Source organism: Amycolatopsis sp. cmx-4-61 (genome assembly GCF_046548775.1).
GTDB lineage: Bacteria > Actinomycetota > Actinomycetes > Mycobacteriales > Pseudonocardiaceae > Amycolatopsis.
On record NZ_JAEBEI010000004.1, the window covers coordinates 274,894 to 291,832 of the forward strand.

Consider the following 16,939-nt stretch of genomic DNA (forward strand, 5'->3'; position numbering starts at 1 on the left):
GATGTGGTTCGCTGGAGGGCGATGGACTTCGACACGGTGGCCGGCGAGCTCTACGGGGGCGACCTCGCGGAGTTCGTCAGCGCGCGCAACAAGGCCGCGAAGGCCGCGAAGGCGGAAGGGGACGCCGAGCTCGCGAAGCGGATCCAGCAGCTTCGCAAGCCGACCACGGCGGCGGCGATCGTCAACGGCCTGGGCCGGGACGACTCCGAGCAGCTGCGGGAACTGGCCGAGCTCGGCGCCGAACTGCGCGACGCGCACACCCGCTTGGCCGGTGACGAGCTGCGCGCGCTGACCCGGCGCCGCGGCGAGCTGGTCCGGCGGATCCTGCACGAACTGCCGTCGATGAGCGACACGGTGTCCCGCGAGGTCGAAGCGACCCTCGAGGCGGTCGCGGCCGACCCGGACACCGCCGCACTGGCACTCGCCGGGCGGCTGACGTCGATGGCGCACCAGGACACCGACCAGTGGTTCAGCCTCGCCGCCAGCGTCCCCCCGGTCACCGGCAAACGCCCCGAGAAGCTGGTGGACAAGGCCGAACCGGCCAAGCCGAAGCGGGACCACCGGCGCGAAGAAGAGGACCGCAAGCGGGCCCGCGCGGAACGCGAACGCCTGCGCAAGGAGGCGGCCGAGCGCGACCGGGATCGCGCGGCGGCCGAGCGCGACCTGGTCCGCACCGAACGCGCGGCCGAGCAGGCGAAGGCCCGCGTCGACGACCTGCGCGAGCGCCTCGCGGAAGCCGAGGAACGCGCCGAGCGGGAGACGGCCGAGTTCGAGAAGGCGAAAGCGGCGTTCGAGGAAGCCGACGCGGCCGCCACCGCCGCGCGGAAAGCCGCTGACGCCGCCCGCTGAGCGGGCTATGCGATTGAGGGATGGCCGTGTGCCGGTCCGATTGGTAACCTGCGATGGTGCCCCGGATGGGCCGACACACGGAGGTAGTGGCTACTCAGCCCCCTTGAGATCGACACGTTCTGCCGTTCCTTGGCGGAGCTGTGCCCTTCGTGTCGGCCTCTCGGCCTCCGGTGATTCCGTCATCGGAAAGGACCACCCAGTTTGATCATGCTCACCACGACCGGCGCCCGGACGGGCCGGAAGCACCGGGTTCCGTTGGGCGCCTTGGACATCGACGGCCGGCTGGTCGTCGTCGCCTCGGCGATGGGGTCGCCGAAGCACCCGGCCTGGTATCACAACATCCGGCGCAACCCGCTCGTCCTGGTGGAAACGGACACCGAGTCGTTCGAGGCGATGGCGGCGCTCCCGCCGGACCGCGACAAGCTGTTTCTCGAGGTGATCGAGCGGGAGCCGGGGTTCGCGCAGTACCAGGCGCGGACGACCCGGATCCTGCCCGTCGTCGAGCTGCACCGCGTCGACACCGCCCGCCGGATGGGTGACTGGCTCGTCGAGATGCACGACTGGCTGCGCGGCGAGCTGACGGAAATGCGCGCCGAACTCGACTGCGGTACCCCACGAGAGCTGCGTCTGCGCTGCGCCGGCTTCTGCACGGCCCTCACCCGGCACCACACCGGTGAGGCGAACAACATCTTCCCGCTGCTCGCCGAGCGGTTCCCGGCACTCGCGCCGACGTTGGCGAAGCTCGACGAAGAACATGTCGTCGTCGCGCGGCTGCAGGAGGAGGTGCAGCAGCTCGTCGCGCAGGAAGCCGATCCGGTCCGGCTCCGCGCGGAGTTCGACCGGCTCAAGTCCGAATTGGACAGTCACTTCGCCTACGAGGAGCAGACGCTCGTGGCCGCGCTCAACGCCCTGCTGCCCGCGCCGGGCTGATTCAGAGCAGCACTTCGGCCAGTCGGCGCTGGTTCGCCAGTTCCGCTTCGGGTGACGGGCCGAGCACCTGCACCGCCACGTGGTCGGCTCCGGCGTCCACATGGGACTGCAGGCCTTCGGCGATCGCCTCCGGCGTGCCGTGCCGGACGAGGTCGTCGATCAGCCGGTCGCTGCCGCCGCCCGCGACGTCGGCCTCGGTGTACCCGTGGCGCAGCAGGTTGGTCACGTAGTTGCGCAAGCCCAGGTAGGGGGTCTGGACGTACGGCCGTCCGATGGTGCGCGCGGCCACCGGGTCGTCGTCCACGACCACCTTCTGCTCCGGCGCCAGCAGCTTGCCCGCGCCCAGGACCGCCCGCGCGTGCCGGGTGTGCGCGACCGGCACGAGGTACGGGTGTGCGCCCGCGGTGCGCTCGGCGGCCAGCTTCAGCATGCGGTCGCCGAGCGCGGCGAGGATCCGGGCTTCGGCCGGGACACCGGCCGCGTCGAGCCGGTCGAGGTAGTCGACGACCTTGGCGTACGGGCTGCGGTATTCGGTGACGGACTCCGGGTGGCCGACGCCGATACCGAGGAGCAAGCGCCTGCCGTAGCGGTCGGCGAGCCGGTGGTAGGACCCGGCGAGGGTCTCCGGCTCGTCGAGCCACATGTTGACGATCGCCGTCGCCACGGTGATCCGCTCTGTCGAGGCGAGGATGTCTTCGACCAGCGCGAGGTCGCCCACCGAGTTGCTCCCGGTGCCGAGCCACACCGCGCCGTAGCCCAGCTCGTCGGCCGCGATCGCCTGCTCCTTGCGGGTCACGTCGTCGCGGTGCGGGGCGAGGAACAGGCCGAACTGCATCACTACATTTGCCATGGTGGCGAATGTAGCAAATGTAGCGACCGCTGTCAGGCGGCCAACCGGTGCAGCCATTCGCGCAGCATCTGGCGCTCGGTCGTCGTCAGAACGTCCGTGTCGTCCTCGAGTGCGGTCGACAAAGCGACCGCGAGAGCGCCCACGGACGAGCCTTCGGCGGGGCGGTCGGCGAGCAGCCCGGCCAGGACCGACTCCCTGACCTGCGCGGACATCGCCAGGTCCCGGTTTTCCTCTGGCTGGGCGATCAGGCTGAGCGTCACGCCGCTGTTGGCTGCCGCGAACTGCCGCGCGGCCTCCCCCGCGTCGACGCGCAGGCGGCCGTCGCGCGCCAACGGCGTGAACAGCTCCAGCAGCATCGCCTCGGCGCTCGACGTGAGGTTGCACGGCACGCCCGGCTCGATCTGGCCGTAGAGCAGCACGTAGAAGGCGGGGTGCGCCAGGCCGTATTCGACGTGCCGGTCCCAGCCCGCGCGGATCCGCGCCACCGGGTCGCCGCCCGGCTCGGGGGCCTGGACGTACTGGGTGAAGCCGTAGTTGACGACGGCGTCGAGCAGGCCCTGCTTGCTGCCGAAGTGGTGGTACAGCGTCGGAGCCTGCACGCCGGCGCGTTCGCAGATCGCCCGCGTCGACACCGGCCCGTCGCCGGCTTCGTGCAGGAGCTGGCCCGCCGCCATGAGCAGGCGGTCGCGGGTGCTGGTGGCGTTGCTCGATCGTCCGGCCATGTAGCAATTGTAACGCCGTCTTGTAGCGGTCAGCGCAGCCGGAGCTGGACCCGCCGGAGCCCGGCAAACGCGGCCAGCACGCCCGGGTCCGTCGCGGCCGCGGCCGGGCGGACCGACCGGTAGCCGTCCAGGAGCGCTTCCTTCAGCTCTTCCCGCTGCGGCAGGTGCGCGAGCGCGGTGCAGGCGACGGCGAGGTCGTAAGCGTGGTGCCCGTAGCCGCAGTCGTCGAAGTCGATCACGCCCACCCGGCCGCGGTGCAGCAGGTAGTTCCGCTGGTGGAGGTCCCCGTGCACCAGGCCGAAGACGTCGGCGCCGTACCCGAGTTCGGCCCGCACCGCGCGGGCGCGGGCCACCGCCCGGCGGATCCGTTCGTCGCCGCCCGCTGCCGCGACGGCCCGGTCGACGACCGCGGCGGAGAAGCCGTCCACCTGCGTGCGGCCGTACTCGGTCAGGTCCTCGACGCGGCCGCGGTCGAGGCCGTTCATCCGGGTGCCGTGCAGGTGCAGCCGCGCGGCGAACTCGCCCACCGCGTACAGCTGCGGCGCGCTGAGCCGCTCGTCGAGGAACCGGCCCTCGACCCAGTGGCGGAGCACGCAGGTGCGCGGCTCGGGCACGGCCGGATCGGCGACCACGGTGACCAGGTCCCGCGCCCGCGTCGGCACCGGCTGCGGAACGACGAGTTCGGTTTCCCGGCGCAGTCCGGCGAGCCAGGCCATCTCGGCCCGCACCTGCGCGACGCCGGGGCCGTCCGGCCGCTGCACGCGCAGCACGTACCGGTGGCCGTCCGCGCCGTCGACGCGGAACGCCGTGTTCTGCCCGTGGCCCAGCGGGGTCAGGCGGGCCACCGGCACGGCGTAGGCCGTCAAGGCCGCTTCGGCGAGCCGGCGCAGGCGCCGCGTCCGGCCGGCGCGGTCGAGCTCGGCGAACGGCCGGCTGTTCGCCTGGAAGTCGGCCATCGCCCAGGTGCTCAGCTGATCGGCCGTTCCGGCTCGCGCGCGTGCGAGACCAGCTCGATGGCCGGCGTGTGCCGCCCGTCGCCGAGCCGGTCCACGCCGCGCGATCCCTCCGCCAGCCGCTCGACCTCGGCGTCCGGCCGCGCCCTGAACCGCATGAACCGGCTGGTCATGCCGATCTTGCCGCCGCACTGGCGCACGAGCGGGTGGTGCCCGGCGAGCAGCAGCTGGTCGATCCGGGTGATCAGCTCGGTCGAGCCGTTGGCCAGGGGGTTGAGCCGCCGCACCCCCGCCGGCGGCCGGACCGGGCCGTGGGTGGTCATACCGTGCCGCACGCGTGTTCTCCGTCCGCCGGTTCACCGGCCCCTGACCTTCCCGTTGAGCACACGTGCGAATCGGACGGCCGGTTCAGTGCCGGACAGCGCGTGGATCTCGGTGCCCGCCAGCACGGCGGCCGCCAGTGCGGACAGGAGCATGAGCGGCAGCGGCGCGGCCAGCGGGTCGATGCCGGTGAAGGACTCGTAACCGATCACCGCGGTGAGCACGGCGTCCGCGGCGACGGCCGTTTGCACGAGGCGCAGCCGGTGCGCCTCGGAATGGCCGGTGAAGCGCAGGAGCCAGGCCAGCGCGGGCAGCACCAGGATCGCGTGCATGGCGACGGCGTGCAGCGGCTTGAGGGAGCCGGCCGTCGTGTAGGCCAGCTGCGGATCGCCGCCGCGGGCCGCGACGACCCCGCGTCCGATCATCACCGCGCCGGTGGTCAGCGCGACGAGAAGCACGACCAGGCCGGCGCGGACGGCCAGGCGCAGGCTCGGCGCGTCCGGGCCGGGCTCGACGAGCGCGGTGGCCGTGAAGCCGATGACGGTCAGGACGAGCACGCCGCCGCCCGCGGCCAGCGTCATCGAGACGAAGGTGTCGAACGACGTCTCGAAGTTGAAATGGGACGGCACGCCCCGCCACGCCTGCATGCTGACCAGCACGACTTCGACGACGCTCGCCGTGGTGAACGCGCCGAGCAGGACGCTCCGCAGCCGGGCGCGCATGGTGAGGAACGACGTCGCCCAGGCGACCGACGCGAGCGTCAACCCGAACGACAGGCCGAAGGTGACGGCCTTGCGCATCGACAGCGGGCCCAGCCACGAGCCGCCGGTGGCGATGAGCACGAAAGCGTGCGCGACGCCGCTCAAGAACAGCGCCGCGCCGACGGCGTAGGCGATGCGCTCGGCCCGCCGTGCGTCGGGCCAGACCTGGGTCAGTGCGTTCATGGGTGGAGTCTGGCGCCGCTGCCCAGGTCGTCACATCGGCCCGGTGGCGGCACCACAACGTACGACGAGGGGCGTACGGCAAGCGGCGAGTATGTCGAAAAAGCGCGGGTAAAGAAATTACTTTGTTCTTGACGGAATATTAACGAATGGCGTGCCCGGAGCCACTCGCCAGGCGGATGCGGTGGTCGTGAAAGCGTTCTACGCTGCGAACATGTACATCGCACTGCTGACATACACGGCGCCCGAAACGGAAGTCGACTACGCGTTGCCCGACCATTCCGAGTGGGTGCGTAAACAATTCACGAAAGGGCTCTTCCTGGTTTGCGGAAAGGGCAACGGCTCCGCCGACCACGTGATCCTGATCCGGTCGGTGCTGCGCGGCAAGCTCGACGCCGTGCTCGCCAGCGACCCGTTCGTGGTCCGGCGGCTCGCCCGCTACGACGTCATCGAGTTCACCGCCACGCGCACCGCTCGGGAGCTGCTGGCCATCAACGAGGCGATCGCCTCCTGAGGATCCGCCGAGGTCGGGTGGCCCGGCGACGACGCCCCGCCACCTGACGGCGAAGAAAGCTCGCCCGCTGCGTCTCGCTTATGATCGCGAGCGACGTCCAGCAGGGAGAGTGCGATGAAAACCCCCGACCTCGTCTTCCGGGGCCGCCGGTTGAGCAGTGACCGCGCGCTGGTGCTGGCCGCGGTCGAGTCGCTCCCCGCGGCCCGCTCCGCGGTGGCCGAGGGCGCCGATCTCGTGAGTTTCGCCGGCTCGGACGCCGAGTCGCTGGTCGAGTCGGCACGGGCGGCTTTCCCCGGCCTCTTCGTCGGGGTGGCCACCGCGGACGCCTCGGTCGCCGCTGCCTGCTGCGAGGCGGGCGCCGACCTGATCCTCGCGCGCGCGGACCTCGCCGAGGTCGCGGCCCGGTACGGCGTCGGTTACGCCGCTCCCGCCATCCCTGCCGAGGCCGGTTTGCCCGATTCCGCGGTCGTCCTGGACATCGGGGAGTTCCGCACGCCGTTGCCGGATTCGCCCGTGCTGGCTTCGGTGCCGGGCGACGGAACGCCCGGCGGGCTGGCGCTGGCGGCGCTCGCGGCGTCGGCCGGGGTGGCGATCCTGCGCACGGAACACGTCCGCCAGGTGCGGCACGTGGCGGAAATGGCGGCGAGCATCGCGGGCACCCGCCCGCCGGCGAAGGCGGTCCGATGGGAGTGATCAACCAGGTCTGGCCGTCCGCGCGCGAGCTGACTTCGCACGACCTCGAGCAGCTGTACCGCTACCCGGCGGACCCCCGCTGGCTGGCGGTGAACTTCGTGTCGAGCACGGACGGCGCGATCACGGTCGAGGGCCGGTCGGGGGGCTTGTCCACCCCGGCGGACCGGATCGTCTACCGCCTGGGCAACGACCTGGCCGACGTCGTCCTGGTGGGTGCGGGAACGGCGGTGGCGGAGGGGTTCGAGGGCATGCGCCCGGATGCGGCGACGGCCGACCGTCGCCGCCGGTTCGGCCTGGCCCCGATCGCCCCGGTGGCGGTGGTGACCACGGGCCGTTCGCTGCCCCCGGACGCCCCGGTGATCACGAAGGCCGCGGTCCCGACGCTGGTCTTCACGTGCGCGTCGGCGCCGCCGGAGCTGCGCGAAGCCTGGGCGGCCAACGGCGCCCGGGTGTTCGTGGCGGGGGAGTCGTCGGTGCCGGCGGAGCGGGTGGTGTCGACGCTGGTGGCGGAGGGCTTGGGCCGCATCGACTGCGAAGGCGGCCCTCGGTTGTTCGGCTCGTTGATCGAGGCGGGAGTGGTCGACGAGTTCCGGTTGACGGTGGCACCGTTCCTGGTGGCGGGAACGTCGAGCCGGGCCGCACTCGGCGGGGTCGTCGATCCGGCGGAGCTGGAGCTGGCTTCGGTGCTCACCGATGGCGCCAGTGTGCTGCTGCGGTACCTGGCACGTCGCTAGTTTTGTCGGTGCCTTCCGGTAATGTGGAATTCGGGGGCTACCTAGGCGGCTTTCCCTTGCTGCACAAGGAAAATCGCTGCCGGAGTCTTGTCAGGAGTTCACCCGTTCCAGTGATGACGGTCGCACGTTTGTTCGAGTACCGTCGGAGACATGATCACGACCCGAAGACGTCCGCAGCACCGCGAACCGGTGCTGCGCCAAGGAAAACCCCTACCGATCCAGCAGTCGCCGGAAGTGGTCCGGCAGCGGCAGCTCCCGAGCTTCTTCCCGCGTCAGCCAAGCGAAGTCGTCGTGCTCCTCCGGGCTGAGCACGACCTCGCGCGCCCCTTCTTCTTCGACCGTGTAAACGAAAGCGTGGATGCGCAAGGGGCGGCCGGTGATGTCCGGCCACGCGTCGCGCGCCAGCTCGCCGGTGACGCGCACCCGCAATCCGGTCTCCTCCGCCGCTTCGCGCGCCGCTGTGTCCTCCAAGTGTTCGCCCGGTTCCGCCGTGCCGCCGGGAAGTTCCCACCGGCCGGCGAGGAACACGCCGGGCCCGCGGCGGAGGAACAGCACCCGGTCGCCGCGGGCGATCCAGCAGTAGGCCAGGTGCTTGTGCGCGAGCTCCGTCATGCGGGCGATTCTCGCTCAGTTGGTCTTCGACGTCGGCAGGTGGGCGCCGAGGTACCCGACGTACACCGTGCCCGTCCGGTCGGTGTCGTCGAGGAAGTGCAGCCGGGGTGCCGGCGATTTGAAGCGCTCCAAGGCGATGTGGGCGCCGAAGTAGTCGCGCCCGGCCGGGTTCGTCCGGGGGTCGACGCGGAACGTGCGGGCCTGGCGGAGCCGCTCGTTCGTCGTCACCGTGTCCGACTCGGCGAGGGCGATGATGTTGGCGCTGATCAGCGAACCCGGCTGGCCGGTGCGGGCGAACGCGAGCACGTCCGACAGCTCGGGGCCCGGGTCCTGGCCCGCGTCGAGCAAGGACGTCCGGGCGCCCGCGTAGGCGTCGAGGGTGCGCAGCGCGTCCCACGCCTTCCGGCGCCAGGCGGCGGCTTTGGGGTGGTGGTCGAGGATCGCGGCCGGCGCCGGCTCGGCGGTGATCGCGAGGTGCCTGAGCGAGGCCGTCGCGGCGCCGATCAGCTCCGCGAAGCTGGGGAATTCTTCCGGCGGCCGCTCGGCGGCGGCGACCTCGTCGTCGGCGTCGTGGTGGCGGGCGAGCCGGCCCGCCAGCAGCCCGTTGACCCGCCGGAGCTCGTCGCGCTCGGCCTCGGTCTCTTCGAAGGCCCGCGCGTAGTCGTCGACCTCCGCCTGCAGCTGCGCGAGCTGGTCGCGCAGGCAGGCGACGTCGGTGGCACACGCCTCCTCGAGGCGCCGGCGGAGCATCTTGACCTCGCAGGCGTGCCGGTCGCGCTCCTCGGCGTGGACCTTGGCCTTCTTCCGCAGGATCGTGATCACGCCCCGCGCCTCGGCCAGTTCGCGCTCGGCGCGGCCGAGTTTCCCGACCAGCTCGGCATCGGGCTCGTGCTCCGGCGAAGCGAACGGGTCGGCCTCGTACCAGGCCCGCACGCTCGGCACGTCCGCCCACTCCTCGGGCAGGGGCGTCCGGCCGCGGGTCTGGATCAGGCGGGTGATCGCGCCCTGCAGTGCTTCACCGGAGACCGGGCTGGCGGTCACGACGAAATCCGGGAGCTGGTCGCACGGCGGTACGTACAGCCGCGCGCCCTGGGGCACCGCGCAGCCGAGCGGGAGGTGCCGGTTGAGCGTGTGGCGGAAGCGGTCGTCGACGTCGAAGACGTTGACCAGCCCCGGCCAGCCCTCGACCGGCACCGTCGGCGGCTCGGTGAGCACCAGCACCGCCGAAGAGCGCCAGGGCGCCACCAGTGCTTCGCCGAGCAGATCGGCGAGGTGGTCGCACTCCTTGCGCGACCAGCCGCGCATCGCCAGCACGGGCGTTTCGATCGGGATTTCGTCGCTGCCGCTGGCGCCCAGTTCCTCGAGTCCGATCCGCTGCGCCGGTGCGTCGTGGCAGCTGCGCCACGGCCGCGTGCACGCCGCGCTCAGCAGCCACGTCACCCGGTCTTCGCCGGCGCGGTAGCACAGCGAAAGCAATACCTGAACGGAGTAGCGGCCTTCGCTGCTCTCGTAGGCGAACTTCAGGTCGCACCGGCGCGAACCCCCGTCGTCCGACGAGCCGAGATCGGTCACCGTGTAGTCGTCGTGCTGCCGCTGGCGGCTGATCAGCCTGCTGCGCAGGGCGTCCAGCGGGCGTTTTCCCTCGGTGGGGACCAGTCCGTGGTGCCAGAGCCGGTGCACCCCCACAGGACTCAACTCCGTTCGCCGGGAACAGGACCTCAGCCGAACATAGCGGATCCTGTCACCGTTCGAACGCGGGGCGTCACGCCGTGCGGGTCCAGAGGCAGAACGGGTGCCCGGCCGGATCGAAGCAGACGCGGACGTCGTCCTCCGGCTGGAACTCGGCGACCACCGCGCCCGCCGCGGTCGCCACCGCCGTGGCCTCCTGGATGTCGTCGACTTCGATGTCGAGGTGCAGCTGCATCTGCTGGGCGCCGTTGACCGGCGGCCACACCGGCGGAACGTGTCCGGTCTCCAGCTGGAAGGAAAGCCCCGCGCTGCCGTCGTCCGGGCGCAGGGTCACCCACTCCGGTTCGTCCGTGCGGATCGGCCAGCCGAGGAGCTTCGAGTAGAACTCGGCGAGCGCACGGGGTTCCGGCGTGCCGAGCACGGTGGAGGTCAGCTTCATGATCGGACTGGTACCCGCGAGGCGGAATTCCTACCGCGGTCCGGAGGTGCCCGTGTCGAAGTAGGCGATCGGCGGCCCGACCTGCCGCCACGACGTCGTCGCGAACACCGCGGCGCCCGACAACGCGAGCAGCGCGGTGACAACGGCCAGCGTGGCGCCGATGCGGCCGAACCCCGGCCGGGTGCGCGCGCCGGCGCAGACGCCGAAGACCAGCGCCAGCACGCTGATCGGCAGCAGTGCGAACCACAGTGCGCCGAGAACCAGCACGAACGCCTGCGCGATCCAGGAAAGCGCCCAGGCCGACACGACCCCCGGCCGCACGATCAGCCAGGCCGCCCAGGTCGCGATGGCCAGCGTGAGGCCGGAGGCGCCGATCGCGAGCGACGCGATCGCCAGGCCGCGGCGGCCGGTGGGACGGGTGGTTTCGCGCGCTTCGGACTCCGGTTCCCCCATGCCGGGAACATCCCTCCGGGAGGGTTTGGTGTTACCGGAATACCTCGGCAGCCCGTGGGTTGGTTCCTGGCGCAGGCGTTGCGATCACCGAGGAGCTGCCATGTCGTCCGAGCGCATCCAGGGAACCGTTGCCGACGGGTTCGAGTCCGTCCGGGAGGAGTTCGCCGCCGTCGCGGCCGACGAGGGCGGCGACTACGCCGCTCAGCTCGTCGCCCACGTCGACGGCGAACGCGTCGTCGACCTGTGGACCGGTCCGGGCATCACCGGCGACTCGTTGACCGGCGTGTTCTCCTCGACGAAAGGGGCCGCGCACCTGGTGGTCGCGCTGCTCGTCCAGGACGGCGTGCTGGACCTCGACGAGCGGGTCGCCCACTACTGGCCGGAGTTCGGCGCCGCCGGCAAGAGCGGCATCACCCTGCGGGAGCTGCTCGCGCACCGCGCCGGCCTCGTGGGCGCCGACGACGGGTTCACGGCCGACGAGCTCGCGGACGACCGCGTCATCGCCGAGCGCCTGGCCCCGCAGCGGCCGTACTGGCGGCCCGGCACCGCGTTCGGCTACCACGCGCTGGTGATCGGCGCGCTGACCGGGGAGGTGGTCCGGCGCGTCACCGGCCGCAGCATCCAGGAGCACTACGAAGAGCGCGTCCGGAAGCCGTTCGAGCTCGACTTCTACTTGGGGCTGCCCGAGGAGCTGGAGCCGCGGTTCCTGACCACCCAGCCGATGCAGCCGACGCCGGAGCAGCTGGCGGAGCTGGAGGCGAACGCGACGGGGCCGAACAGCATCACCGGGATCGCCTTCGCCCGCAACCACCCGGAGGCGCCCGAGCTCTGGGAGCTGCCGAACATCAAGGTGGTCCGCCGGCTGAGCCCGGCGTCGGTGGGTGGCGTGGCGTCCGCGCGGGGCCTGGCCGGCATGTACGCGGCGACGATCAGCGGCCCGGAGCCGCTCCTGCGCCCGGAGACCCGGGCGGAGTTCGCCCAGATCCACTCGGCCGGCGACGACCTGGCCACGCGCAACCGCAACGCGTTCGGCCTCGGCTTCGCCATCGTCTCGGACAACTACCCGGTCCTGGGCCAGGGCGCCTTCGGCCACAGCGGCGCGGCCGGTTCCCAGGCGTTCGCCGACCCCCGCAGCGGCCTGGCGTACGGCTACAACCGCCGCCGCTTCGCCTTCCCGGGCGGGGCGGCCCCCGAGAACGTCCGCCTGGTCCGCGCGGTCCACGCAGCCGCAACGGCCTGACCGTCCACACAGGACACGCCACCCGGTCGCACCGGCTCGTTGGTAACGTTCCGTACCCGGAGGAACACGTGACTGCGGCCGGTCCTGGCGGCGTTCCCCCGGCTGCGGGAATGCACGTCTGGAGTGGACGTCGTTACAGACTTCACCCGTTAGGACGTTCCGATCGAGACATCCACCCTGCTCACGCGCTTCGGTCTGACTTTCCGTAGCTAAAACTCTCCCGATCACCGCGCTGATGTGAAACTATTGGGCCGTTGCGGGGAGAGGGCCCCGCGACGGGGGGACTCACCGTCACGGCAGCGTCCCCATGAAGATCCCCAGGGGAGAGGAGATCGACCATGTCGACGCCCACGGATGTCAAGCCGGAGGAAGCACCGGAGCCGGTCGAGCCGACCGGGCCCACGGTCCAGTGGACCGACTCGGACGGCAAGATCCACACCGAGCACCCGGTCCACACCGACTGCACGGGCGGGTGCTACCAGAAGATCACGGCCTGAGCGCACCTGCGGTCCAATGCCCGCCTGCTGATCTCTGACCGGTAGGCGGGCTCCTTTCTGCCATCGGCTGTGCTGTCATAAGAGGGTGCCTGTGACGAACCTGGACCCTCCGGCAGTCATCGAGTCGGTCCGCGCTCTGCAGCAAGCCGCCGCGGACGCATCTTGCCTGGGGCGCTTCCACGAGGGTGTCAAGCACCTGAGGCGGGGCATGAGCCTGCTGGACTCAATCCACCCGGTCGCCGACGAGCACCGCACGGATTGGCTCGTCACGCGGATCAAGGTGGCCAGCACCCTGGCGGGCATGTCCTCGGAAATCACCGGGGACGTCGCCGCCGGGCTCGCCGGCCTCGACGACGTCCGCATCCTGATCAACGCCGTTCCGGATCCGGAGTTGCGGGCCGAGCTCAACGGCACGTTGAACCACAACTACGCCATGCGCCTCATGACGGTCGGACGCAACGAGGACAGCCTCGCTTCGTTCGACGCCTCGCTCGAGCACAAGGAGCACCGGCTCAGCCTGGGCGACCGCGAGTCCCAGATGCGCGGGTTCGTGATCACCCTCTACTGCCGGGGCTGGGTGCACACCAAGCTGGGCAACGTTCAATCGGCGCGGGAAGACCTGAACCGGGCGCTCGAGCTGTCCGAGAAGTACGAGCTGCGCGCCGAAGCTGCGGACGCCAGGCGCATCCTCGGCACCCTGGCGCTCCGCACCGGGCAGATACCCGAGGCCCTGCGGCTCTACGAGACGAGCGAACAGGCTTACCGGGCACTGGGGCTCGAGGTGCCGCCGCTGCTTTGGCGGGAACAGGCGCAGGCCCTGCTCGCAGCCGGGCTGGCCGACGAGGCAGGAAGCCAGCTGGACGAGGTCGTCGCCAAGATGCGGGCGGAGCCCAGCCTCGCCCGCGACATCGGAGCCACGGAACTCGAGCGGGCGGCAGCGGCCCTCCTGAGCGACGACATCCAGCTCGCCCGGGAGATGGCCGCCTCGGCGCGCAAGCAACTGCAGCGAGTGGGCTGCCAGACCTGCGCCGCCAATGCGGCCGTGCTGGGTCTGCAGGCCGACGCCAGGGAGATGCTGGCGAGCGGAACGGTGGCGGGCGCGCTGGCGACCCGGGCGATCCGGGTGGCCGAGAAAATGCCTTCAGCCCGCTTGGGCGAGCAGGCCGCCACCGCGCGGATGCTCGCCGTGCGGCTGGACATCCGGCGGGGCAACCTCAAGCGGGCCGTCGAGACCCTCCGGAACGTTCCCCGGCCCGGGCAGCTCACCCCCATCGACTACCGGATGCTGCGGCGGCTCTGCCGGGCCGAACTCGCCGTGGCGCAGGGGGACCGGGGTAAGGCGCTCACCGAGATCCGGTCCGGGCTCACCGAGCTCGATGCCGTCCGGGATCGGATGGGTGGGCTGGATCTCGTCTCCGGGACCGCTCTGCACGGGCAGGAACTCGCCGATCTCGCCGTCAAGCTCGTGCTCGAACGCAATGATGCGCGGCGCCTTTTCGTCTGGCTCGAACGGACCCGGGCGCAGACCTACCGCTACGAACCGCTCTCCGCCGGGACCGATCCGGAGCTCGCCGCGCGCGTGGCCGAGGTGCGGGGGCTCGGGCAGGCCATCCAGGAGGCCCAGCACGACGGGCACCCCATCGCCGGGTTGCGGGCGAAGTACAACGAACGGCTGCGGGAAGCGCAGCGGCTCGGCTGGCACACCGGGCGGTGGGGCCGGCCTCGGCCGGTGGCCGGGCTCGCCGAAGTCGCGGCCCGGCTCGGTGAGCGGGCCATGGTCAGCTTTGCCGCTTCGGGGGACGAGCTCGTCGCCGTCGTCGTGGCCGGGGGTGACTGCCGGCTCGTGCGGCTCGGGTCCGCCGGGGCCGCCGCCGAGTCCGCGCGCGTGCTCAACGTCGACCTCGATGCCCTGGCGCCCGACAACCTGCCCGAGCGGCTCGCCGAGGTCGTCATGGCCTCGGCGCGCAAGCAGGCCGACCGGCTCGACGCGCAGCTCATCCAGCCTCTCGCGGACGTCATCGGCGACCGCCAGCTGGTCATCGTCCCGACCGGGCCGCTCTACGCCGTGCCGTGGGGGGTGCTGCCGGGGCTGCGGGGGCGGCCGGCCGTCGTCGCGCCGTCGGCGACCGCCTGGCTCGCCGCCGAGCTGACGAAGTCGTCGCGCGCCCGCAAGATCGTGCTGGTGCGCGGGCCCGGGCTGGCCGGCGCGCGCGGTGAGCTCGAGAAGCTGACCACGCACTACCGCACCGCCACCACGATGACCGGCGCCAAGGCCACCGTGAAATCCGTGCTGCGCGCGATGGACGGCGCCAAGCTCGCGCACTTCGCCGCGCACGGCGCGCACGAGCCGGAGAACGCGCTGTTCTCGCGGCTCGAACTCGCCGACGGCGCCCTGTTCGGCCACGAGATGGCCGGGCTGCGACAGCCCCCGCGGCAGGTCGTCTTCGCCGCGTGCGAGCTGGCGATGAACCGGATCCGGCCCGGCGACGAGGCCCTCGGGTTCGCCAGCGCGCTGCTGGCCAGCGGCTCCCGGACGGTGATCGCGCCGCTTTCGCGCGTCGGCGACCTCGCCTCGGCCGCCGCGATGGACGACTACTACCGCGCACTGGCCGTCCGGGAGAGCCCGGCGCTCGCACTGGCCGACGCGATCGCCGTCGACCCCTTCCGGCGCCCCTTCGTCTGCCTGGGCGCGGGCTGAGGCCGCGCCCTAAGACCGCGCGCTAAGACCGCGCTCTAAGACCGCGGGCTCAAGACACCGTCGCCGGCGGGGACCACACCAGCCGCGGGTCGGTCTGGACGAAGCTGCCGAGCAGCTGGTCGATCCGGGTCAGCACGTCGAGGTCGAGCCGGACGCCGGCGGCCTTGGCGTTCTCGGTGACCTGCTCCGGCGTGCTCGCGCCGGTCACCGCCGCGGCGACGCTCTCGTGCTGCAGCGTCCAGGCCAGCGCGAGCTGGGCCATCGTCAGGCCGGCGTCGTCGGCGACGCCGCGCAGCAGCTCCACCCGCTCCAGCAGGCCCGGCATGAGCAACGGCCGGGCGTGTGGCTGCGTGGCCGCCCGCGATCCCGCCGGGATCCGCCCGTCCCGGTACTTGCCGGTCAGCACGCCCTGGGCGAGCGGCACCGAAGCGAACTGCCCGACGCCGATCCGCGCGCCCACCGGCATCACCTGGGCTTCGGGCACCCGCCACAGCATCGAGTAGTGCGGCTGGTTCGCGATCAGCGGCACGTCGTACCGCGCGGCGGCCTCGTGGGCCTGCAGCAGCTGCTCGGCCGTCCACTCCGACGTGCCGACGTACCGGATCTTCCCCTGCCGCACCAGGTCCGAGAGCGCGAGGAACGTCTCCGCGACCGGCGTCCGGTAGTCGAAGCGCAGCAGCTGGTGGACGTCGACGTAGTCCGTGCGCAGCCGCCGCAGCGACCCTTCCAGCGACGCAATCAGGTGCTTGCGGCTCAGGCCCGCGTCGTTGGGGCCCGGGCCTTCCGGCCAGAACACGCCGGTGCACAGCACGAGGTCTTCGCGACGCACGCCGGCGAACGCGGCGCCGAAGGCCTCCTCCGCGGCGCCGCCGTCCCAGGCCGCCGCGGTGTGGAACGTCGTGACGCCGGCGTCCAGCGCCGCGGCGACGCAGCCGGGCGCTTGGTGCGTCAGCCAGTTGCCGTACGCGATCTCGCTGACGGCGAGCCCGCTCGCGCCCACCCTGCGGTATTCCACCTCAGCCTCCCGCGGCCATCTCGTCGATCCACGCGTCGATCGCACCCGCCTTGCGGGCGACCGACTCCCGCACCGATTCGTGCGGCAGGATCAGGAACTCCTCCTTGCCGAGCCCGCGCACGACCGCTTCGGCGACGTCTTCGGGGTCGATGAGCGGGGCCGCCGCGGCGATGGCCAGCGCGGCCGGGTGGCCGGCCGCGATGCCGGGCTCCAGCAGCGCCGTCCGGACGCCGAGCGGGCACAGCGCGCTGACCCGCACCCCGCGCGGCCGGTAGGTGATCGCCAGCCACTCGGCGAGGCCGACGGCGGCGTGCTTGGTGACCGAGTACGGCGCGTCGCCGGGGATGCCGAGCAGCCCGGCGCCCGACGCGGTGATCAGCAGGTAGCCCTCGCCGCGCGCCAGCATCGCGGGCAGCACGACCTGCGCGGCGTGGACGTGCTGCATGACGTTGATCTCCCACGACCGCTGCCACTGCTCGTCGGCCGCGTGCACGCCGGTGCCGAACGCGGCCCCCGCGTTGGCGCAGAACACGTCGATGCGGCCGTACTCGGCGCGGGCCGTCGCGACCAGCGCCTTGAGGTCCTGTTTGGACGTCGCGTCGGCGGCCACCGCGACGGCCCGGCCGCCCGCGGCCGCGATCTGCGCCGCCACCCGGGCGGCGCCGTCGGCGTCCACGTCGGACACGACCACCCCGGCCGCGCCCTCCGCGGCGAAGCGGCGGGCCATCGCGGCCCCGATCCCGTGTGCCGCGCCGGTCAGCGCGACCACGCGTCCAGTCAGTTCCACGC

The 16,939-nt window shown here is 72.1% G+C and carries 19 protein-coding genes; 8 read left to right on the plus strand and 11 right to left on the minus strand.

Annotation, left to right across the window (positions count from 1 at the left end):
- Positions 1-21: 21 nt before the first annotated feature.
- Together ACLJOU_RS16150 and ACLJOU_RS16155 are read left to right on the plus strand one after the other, a co-directional pair.
- A complete protein-coding gene (locus ACLJOU_RS16150; protein ID WP_410568067.1) occupies positions 22-849 on the plus strand; it encodes a hypothetical protein in 828 nt (275 codons plus the stop codon).
- A gap of 201 nt (positions 850-1,050) precedes the next feature.
- Positions 1,051-1,779: a nitroreductase/quinone reductase family protein gene (locus ACLJOU_RS16155; RefSeq protein WP_410568069.1), complete on the plus strand. Its 729-nt coding sequence runs from the start codon at positions 1,051-1,053 to the stop codon at positions 1,777-1,779.
- A 1-nt stretch (position 1,780) separates the two neighbouring features.
- Here the strand turns inward: ACLJOU_RS16155 and ACLJOU_RS16160 are convergent, their stop codons facing one another.
- From ACLJOU_RS16160 to ACLJOU_RS16180, 5 genes are read right to left on the minus strand one after another with little or no spacing between them, the layout of a single operon-like run.
- Positions 1,781-2,629: an LLM class F420-dependent oxidoreductase gene (locus ACLJOU_RS16160; RefSeq protein WP_410568071.1), complete on the minus strand. Its 849-nt coding sequence runs from the start codon at positions 2,627-2,629 to the stop codon at positions 1,781-1,783.
- A gap of 32 nt (positions 2,630-2,661) precedes the next feature.
- Entirely contained in the window at positions 2,662-3,351 is a 690-nt protein-coding gene (locus ACLJOU_RS16165; RefSeq protein ID WP_410568073.1) for a TetR/AcrR family transcriptional regulator, read from the minus strand.
- Between the two features lie 29 nt (positions 3,352-3,380).
- Positions 3,381-4,307, minus strand: coding sequence for a phosphotransferase enzyme family protein (locus tag ACLJOU_RS16170; RefSeq protein ID WP_410568074.1), 927 nt, complete (start codon positions 4,305-4,307; stop codon positions 3,381-3,383).
- A gap of 11 nt (positions 4,308-4,318) precedes the next feature.
- Positions 4,319-4,639 carry a hypothetical protein gene (locus tag ACLJOU_RS16175; protein ID WP_410568076.1) on the minus strand — a complete coding sequence of 107 codons (321 nt, stop codon included), beginning with the start codon at positions 4,637-4,639 and terminating at the stop codon, positions 4,319-4,321.
- A 21-nt stretch (positions 4,640-4,660) separates the two neighbouring features.
- Positions 4,661-5,569 (minus strand): hypothetical protein, encoded by a 909-nt coding sequence (locus ACLJOU_RS16180; RefSeq protein ID WP_410568077.1) that lies wholly within the window; start codon positions 5,567-5,569, stop codon positions 4,661-4,663.
- A 211-nt stretch (positions 5,570-5,780) separates the two neighbouring features.
- Here ACLJOU_RS16180 and ACLJOU_RS16185 point away from each other — a divergent pair, with 211 nt between their 5' ends.
- From ACLJOU_RS16185 to ACLJOU_RS16195, 3 genes are all read left to right on the plus strand, one after another.
- On the plus strand, positions 5,781-6,080 hold the full coding sequence (locus tag ACLJOU_RS16185; protein ID WP_410568350.1) for a YciI family protein: 300 nt from the start codon (positions 5,781-5,783) through the stop codon (positions 6,078-6,080).
- A gap of 114 nt (positions 6,081-6,194) precedes the next feature.
- Positions 6,195-6,773 carry a dihydropteroate synthase gene (locus ACLJOU_RS16190; RefSeq protein ID WP_410568079.1) on the plus strand — a complete coding sequence of 193 codons (579 nt, stop codon included), beginning with the start codon at positions 6,195-6,197 and terminating at the stop codon, positions 6,771-6,773.
- Positions 6,770-7,507: a dihydrofolate reductase family protein gene (locus tag ACLJOU_RS16195; RefSeq protein ID WP_410568352.1), complete on the plus strand. Its 738-nt coding sequence runs from the start codon at positions 6,770-6,772 to the stop codon at positions 7,505-7,507. Before ACLJOU_RS16190 ends, ACLJOU_RS16195 begins: the two co-directional genes overlap by 4 nt.
- 210 nt (positions 7,508-7,717) lie before the next feature.
- Here ACLJOU_RS16195 and ACLJOU_RS16200 read toward each other — a convergent pair whose 3' ends face one another.
- From ACLJOU_RS16200 to ACLJOU_RS16215, 4 genes are all read right to left on the minus strand, one after another.
- On the minus strand, positions 7,718-8,119 hold the full coding sequence (locus ACLJOU_RS16200) for an NUDIX hydrolase (protein ID WP_410568081.1): 402 nt from the start codon (positions 8,117-8,119) through the stop codon (positions 7,718-7,720).
- A gap of 15 nt (positions 8,120-8,134) precedes the next feature.
- Positions 8,135-9,805 (minus strand): hypothetical protein, encoded by a 1,671-nt coding sequence (locus ACLJOU_RS16205; protein ID WP_410568083.1) that lies wholly within the window; start codon positions 9,803-9,805, stop codon positions 8,135-8,137.
- 76 nt (positions 9,806-9,881) lie between these two features.
- The gene (locus ACLJOU_RS16210; protein ID WP_410568085.1) at positions 9,882-10,247 is read right to left on the minus strand and encodes a VOC family protein; all 366 of its coding nucleotides are present in this window, start codon (positions 10,245-10,247) and stop codon (positions 9,882-9,884) included.
- 30 nt (positions 10,248-10,277) lie between these two features.
- Entirely contained in the window at positions 10,278-10,700 is a 423-nt protein-coding gene (locus tag ACLJOU_RS16215; protein WP_410568087.1) for a hypothetical protein, read from the minus strand.
- Between the two features lie 100 nt (positions 10,701-10,800).
- Here ACLJOU_RS16215 and ACLJOU_RS16220 point away from each other — a divergent pair, with 100 nt between their 5' ends.
- The 3 genes from ACLJOU_RS16220 (at position 10,801) to ACLJOU_RS16230 (ending at position 15,135) form a co-directional block, all read left to right on the plus strand.
- The gene (locus ACLJOU_RS16220) at positions 10,801-11,940 is read left to right on the plus strand and encodes a serine hydrolase domain-containing protein (protein ID WP_410568089.1); all 1,140 of its coding nucleotides are present in this window, start codon (positions 10,801-10,803) and stop codon (positions 11,938-11,940) included.
- Between the two features lie 338 nt (positions 11,941-12,278).
- Positions 12,279-12,437, plus strand: coding sequence for a hypothetical protein (locus ACLJOU_RS16225; protein WP_410568091.1), 159 nt, complete (start codon positions 12,279-12,281; stop codon positions 12,435-12,437).
- A gap of 208 nt (positions 12,438-12,645) precedes the next feature.
- Complete coding sequence (locus tag ACLJOU_RS16230; protein ID WP_410568093.1) at positions 12,646-15,135, plus strand: CHAT domain-containing protein; 2,490 nt, start codon at positions 12,646-12,648, stop codon at positions 15,133-15,135.
- Between the two features lie 49 nt (positions 15,136-15,184).
- On the opposite strand, the gene ACLJOU_RS16235 is transcribed toward ACLJOU_RS16230, so the two are convergent.
- Entirely contained in the window at positions 15,185-16,150 is a 966-nt protein-coding gene (locus tag ACLJOU_RS16235; RefSeq protein WP_410568095.1) for an aldo/keto reductase, read from the minus strand.
- Between the two features lies 1 nt (position 16,151).
- The gene (locus tag ACLJOU_RS16240) at positions 16,152-16,937 is read right to left on the minus strand and encodes an SDR family oxidoreductase (protein ID WP_410568097.1); all 786 of its coding nucleotides are present in this window, start codon (positions 16,935-16,937) and stop codon (positions 16,152-16,154) included.
- Between the last annotated feature and the right edge of the window lie 2 nt (positions 16,938-16,939).

Bases quoted from the DNA above. Each gene is read 5' to 3' on its own strand.
- ACLJOU_RS16150 (WP_410568067.1), top strand. From the start codon at position 22: ATGGACTTCGACACGGTGGCCGGCGAGCTCTACGGGGGCGACCTCGCG.
- ACLJOU_RS16160 (WP_410568071.1), bottom strand. From the start codon at position 2,629: ATGGCAAATGTAGTGATGCAGTTCGGCCTGTTCCTCGCCCCGCACCGC.
- ACLJOU_RS16165 (WP_410568073.1), bottom strand. From the start codon at position 3,351: ATGGCCGGACGATCGAGCAACGCCACCAGCACCCGCGACCGCCTGCTC.
- ACLJOU_RS16170 (WP_410568074.1), bottom strand. From the start codon at position 4,307: ATGGCCGACTTCCAGGCGAACAGCCGGCCGTTCGCCGAGCTCGACCGC.
- ACLJOU_RS16180 (WP_410568077.1), bottom strand. From the start codon at position 5,569: ATGAACGCACTGACCCAGGTCTGGCCCGACGCACGGCGGGCCGAGCGC.
- ACLJOU_RS16185 (WP_410568350.1), top strand. From the start codon at position 5,781: ATGTACATCGCACTGCTGACATACACGGCGCCCGAAACGGAAGTCGAC.
- ACLJOU_RS16190 (WP_410568079.1), top strand. From the start codon at position 6,195: ATGAAAACCCCCGACCTCGTCTTCCGGGGCCGCCGGTTGAGCAGTGAC.
- ACLJOU_RS16200 (WP_410568081.1), bottom strand. From the start codon at position 8,119: ATGACGGAGCTCGCGCACAAGCACCTGGCCTACTGCTGGATCGCCCGC.
- ACLJOU_RS16210 (WP_410568085.1), bottom strand. From the start codon at position 10,247: ATGAAGCTGACCTCCACCGTGCTCGGCACGCCGGAACCCCGTGCGCTC.
- ACLJOU_RS16215 (WP_410568087.1), bottom strand. From the start codon at position 10,700: ATGGGGGAACCGGAGTCCGAAGCGCGCGAAACCACCCGTCCCACCGGC.
- ACLJOU_RS16220 (WP_410568089.1), top strand. From the start codon at position 10,801: ATGTCGTCCGAGCGCATCCAGGGAACCGTTGCCGACGGGTTCGAGTCC.
- ACLJOU_RS16225 (WP_410568091.1), top strand. From the start codon at position 12,279: ATGTCGACGCCCACGGATGTCAAGCCGGAGGAAGCACCGGAGCCGGTC.
- ACLJOU_RS16230 (WP_410568093.1), top strand. From the start codon at position 12,646: ATGAGCCTGCTGGACTCAATCCACCCGGTCGCCGACGAGCACCGCACG.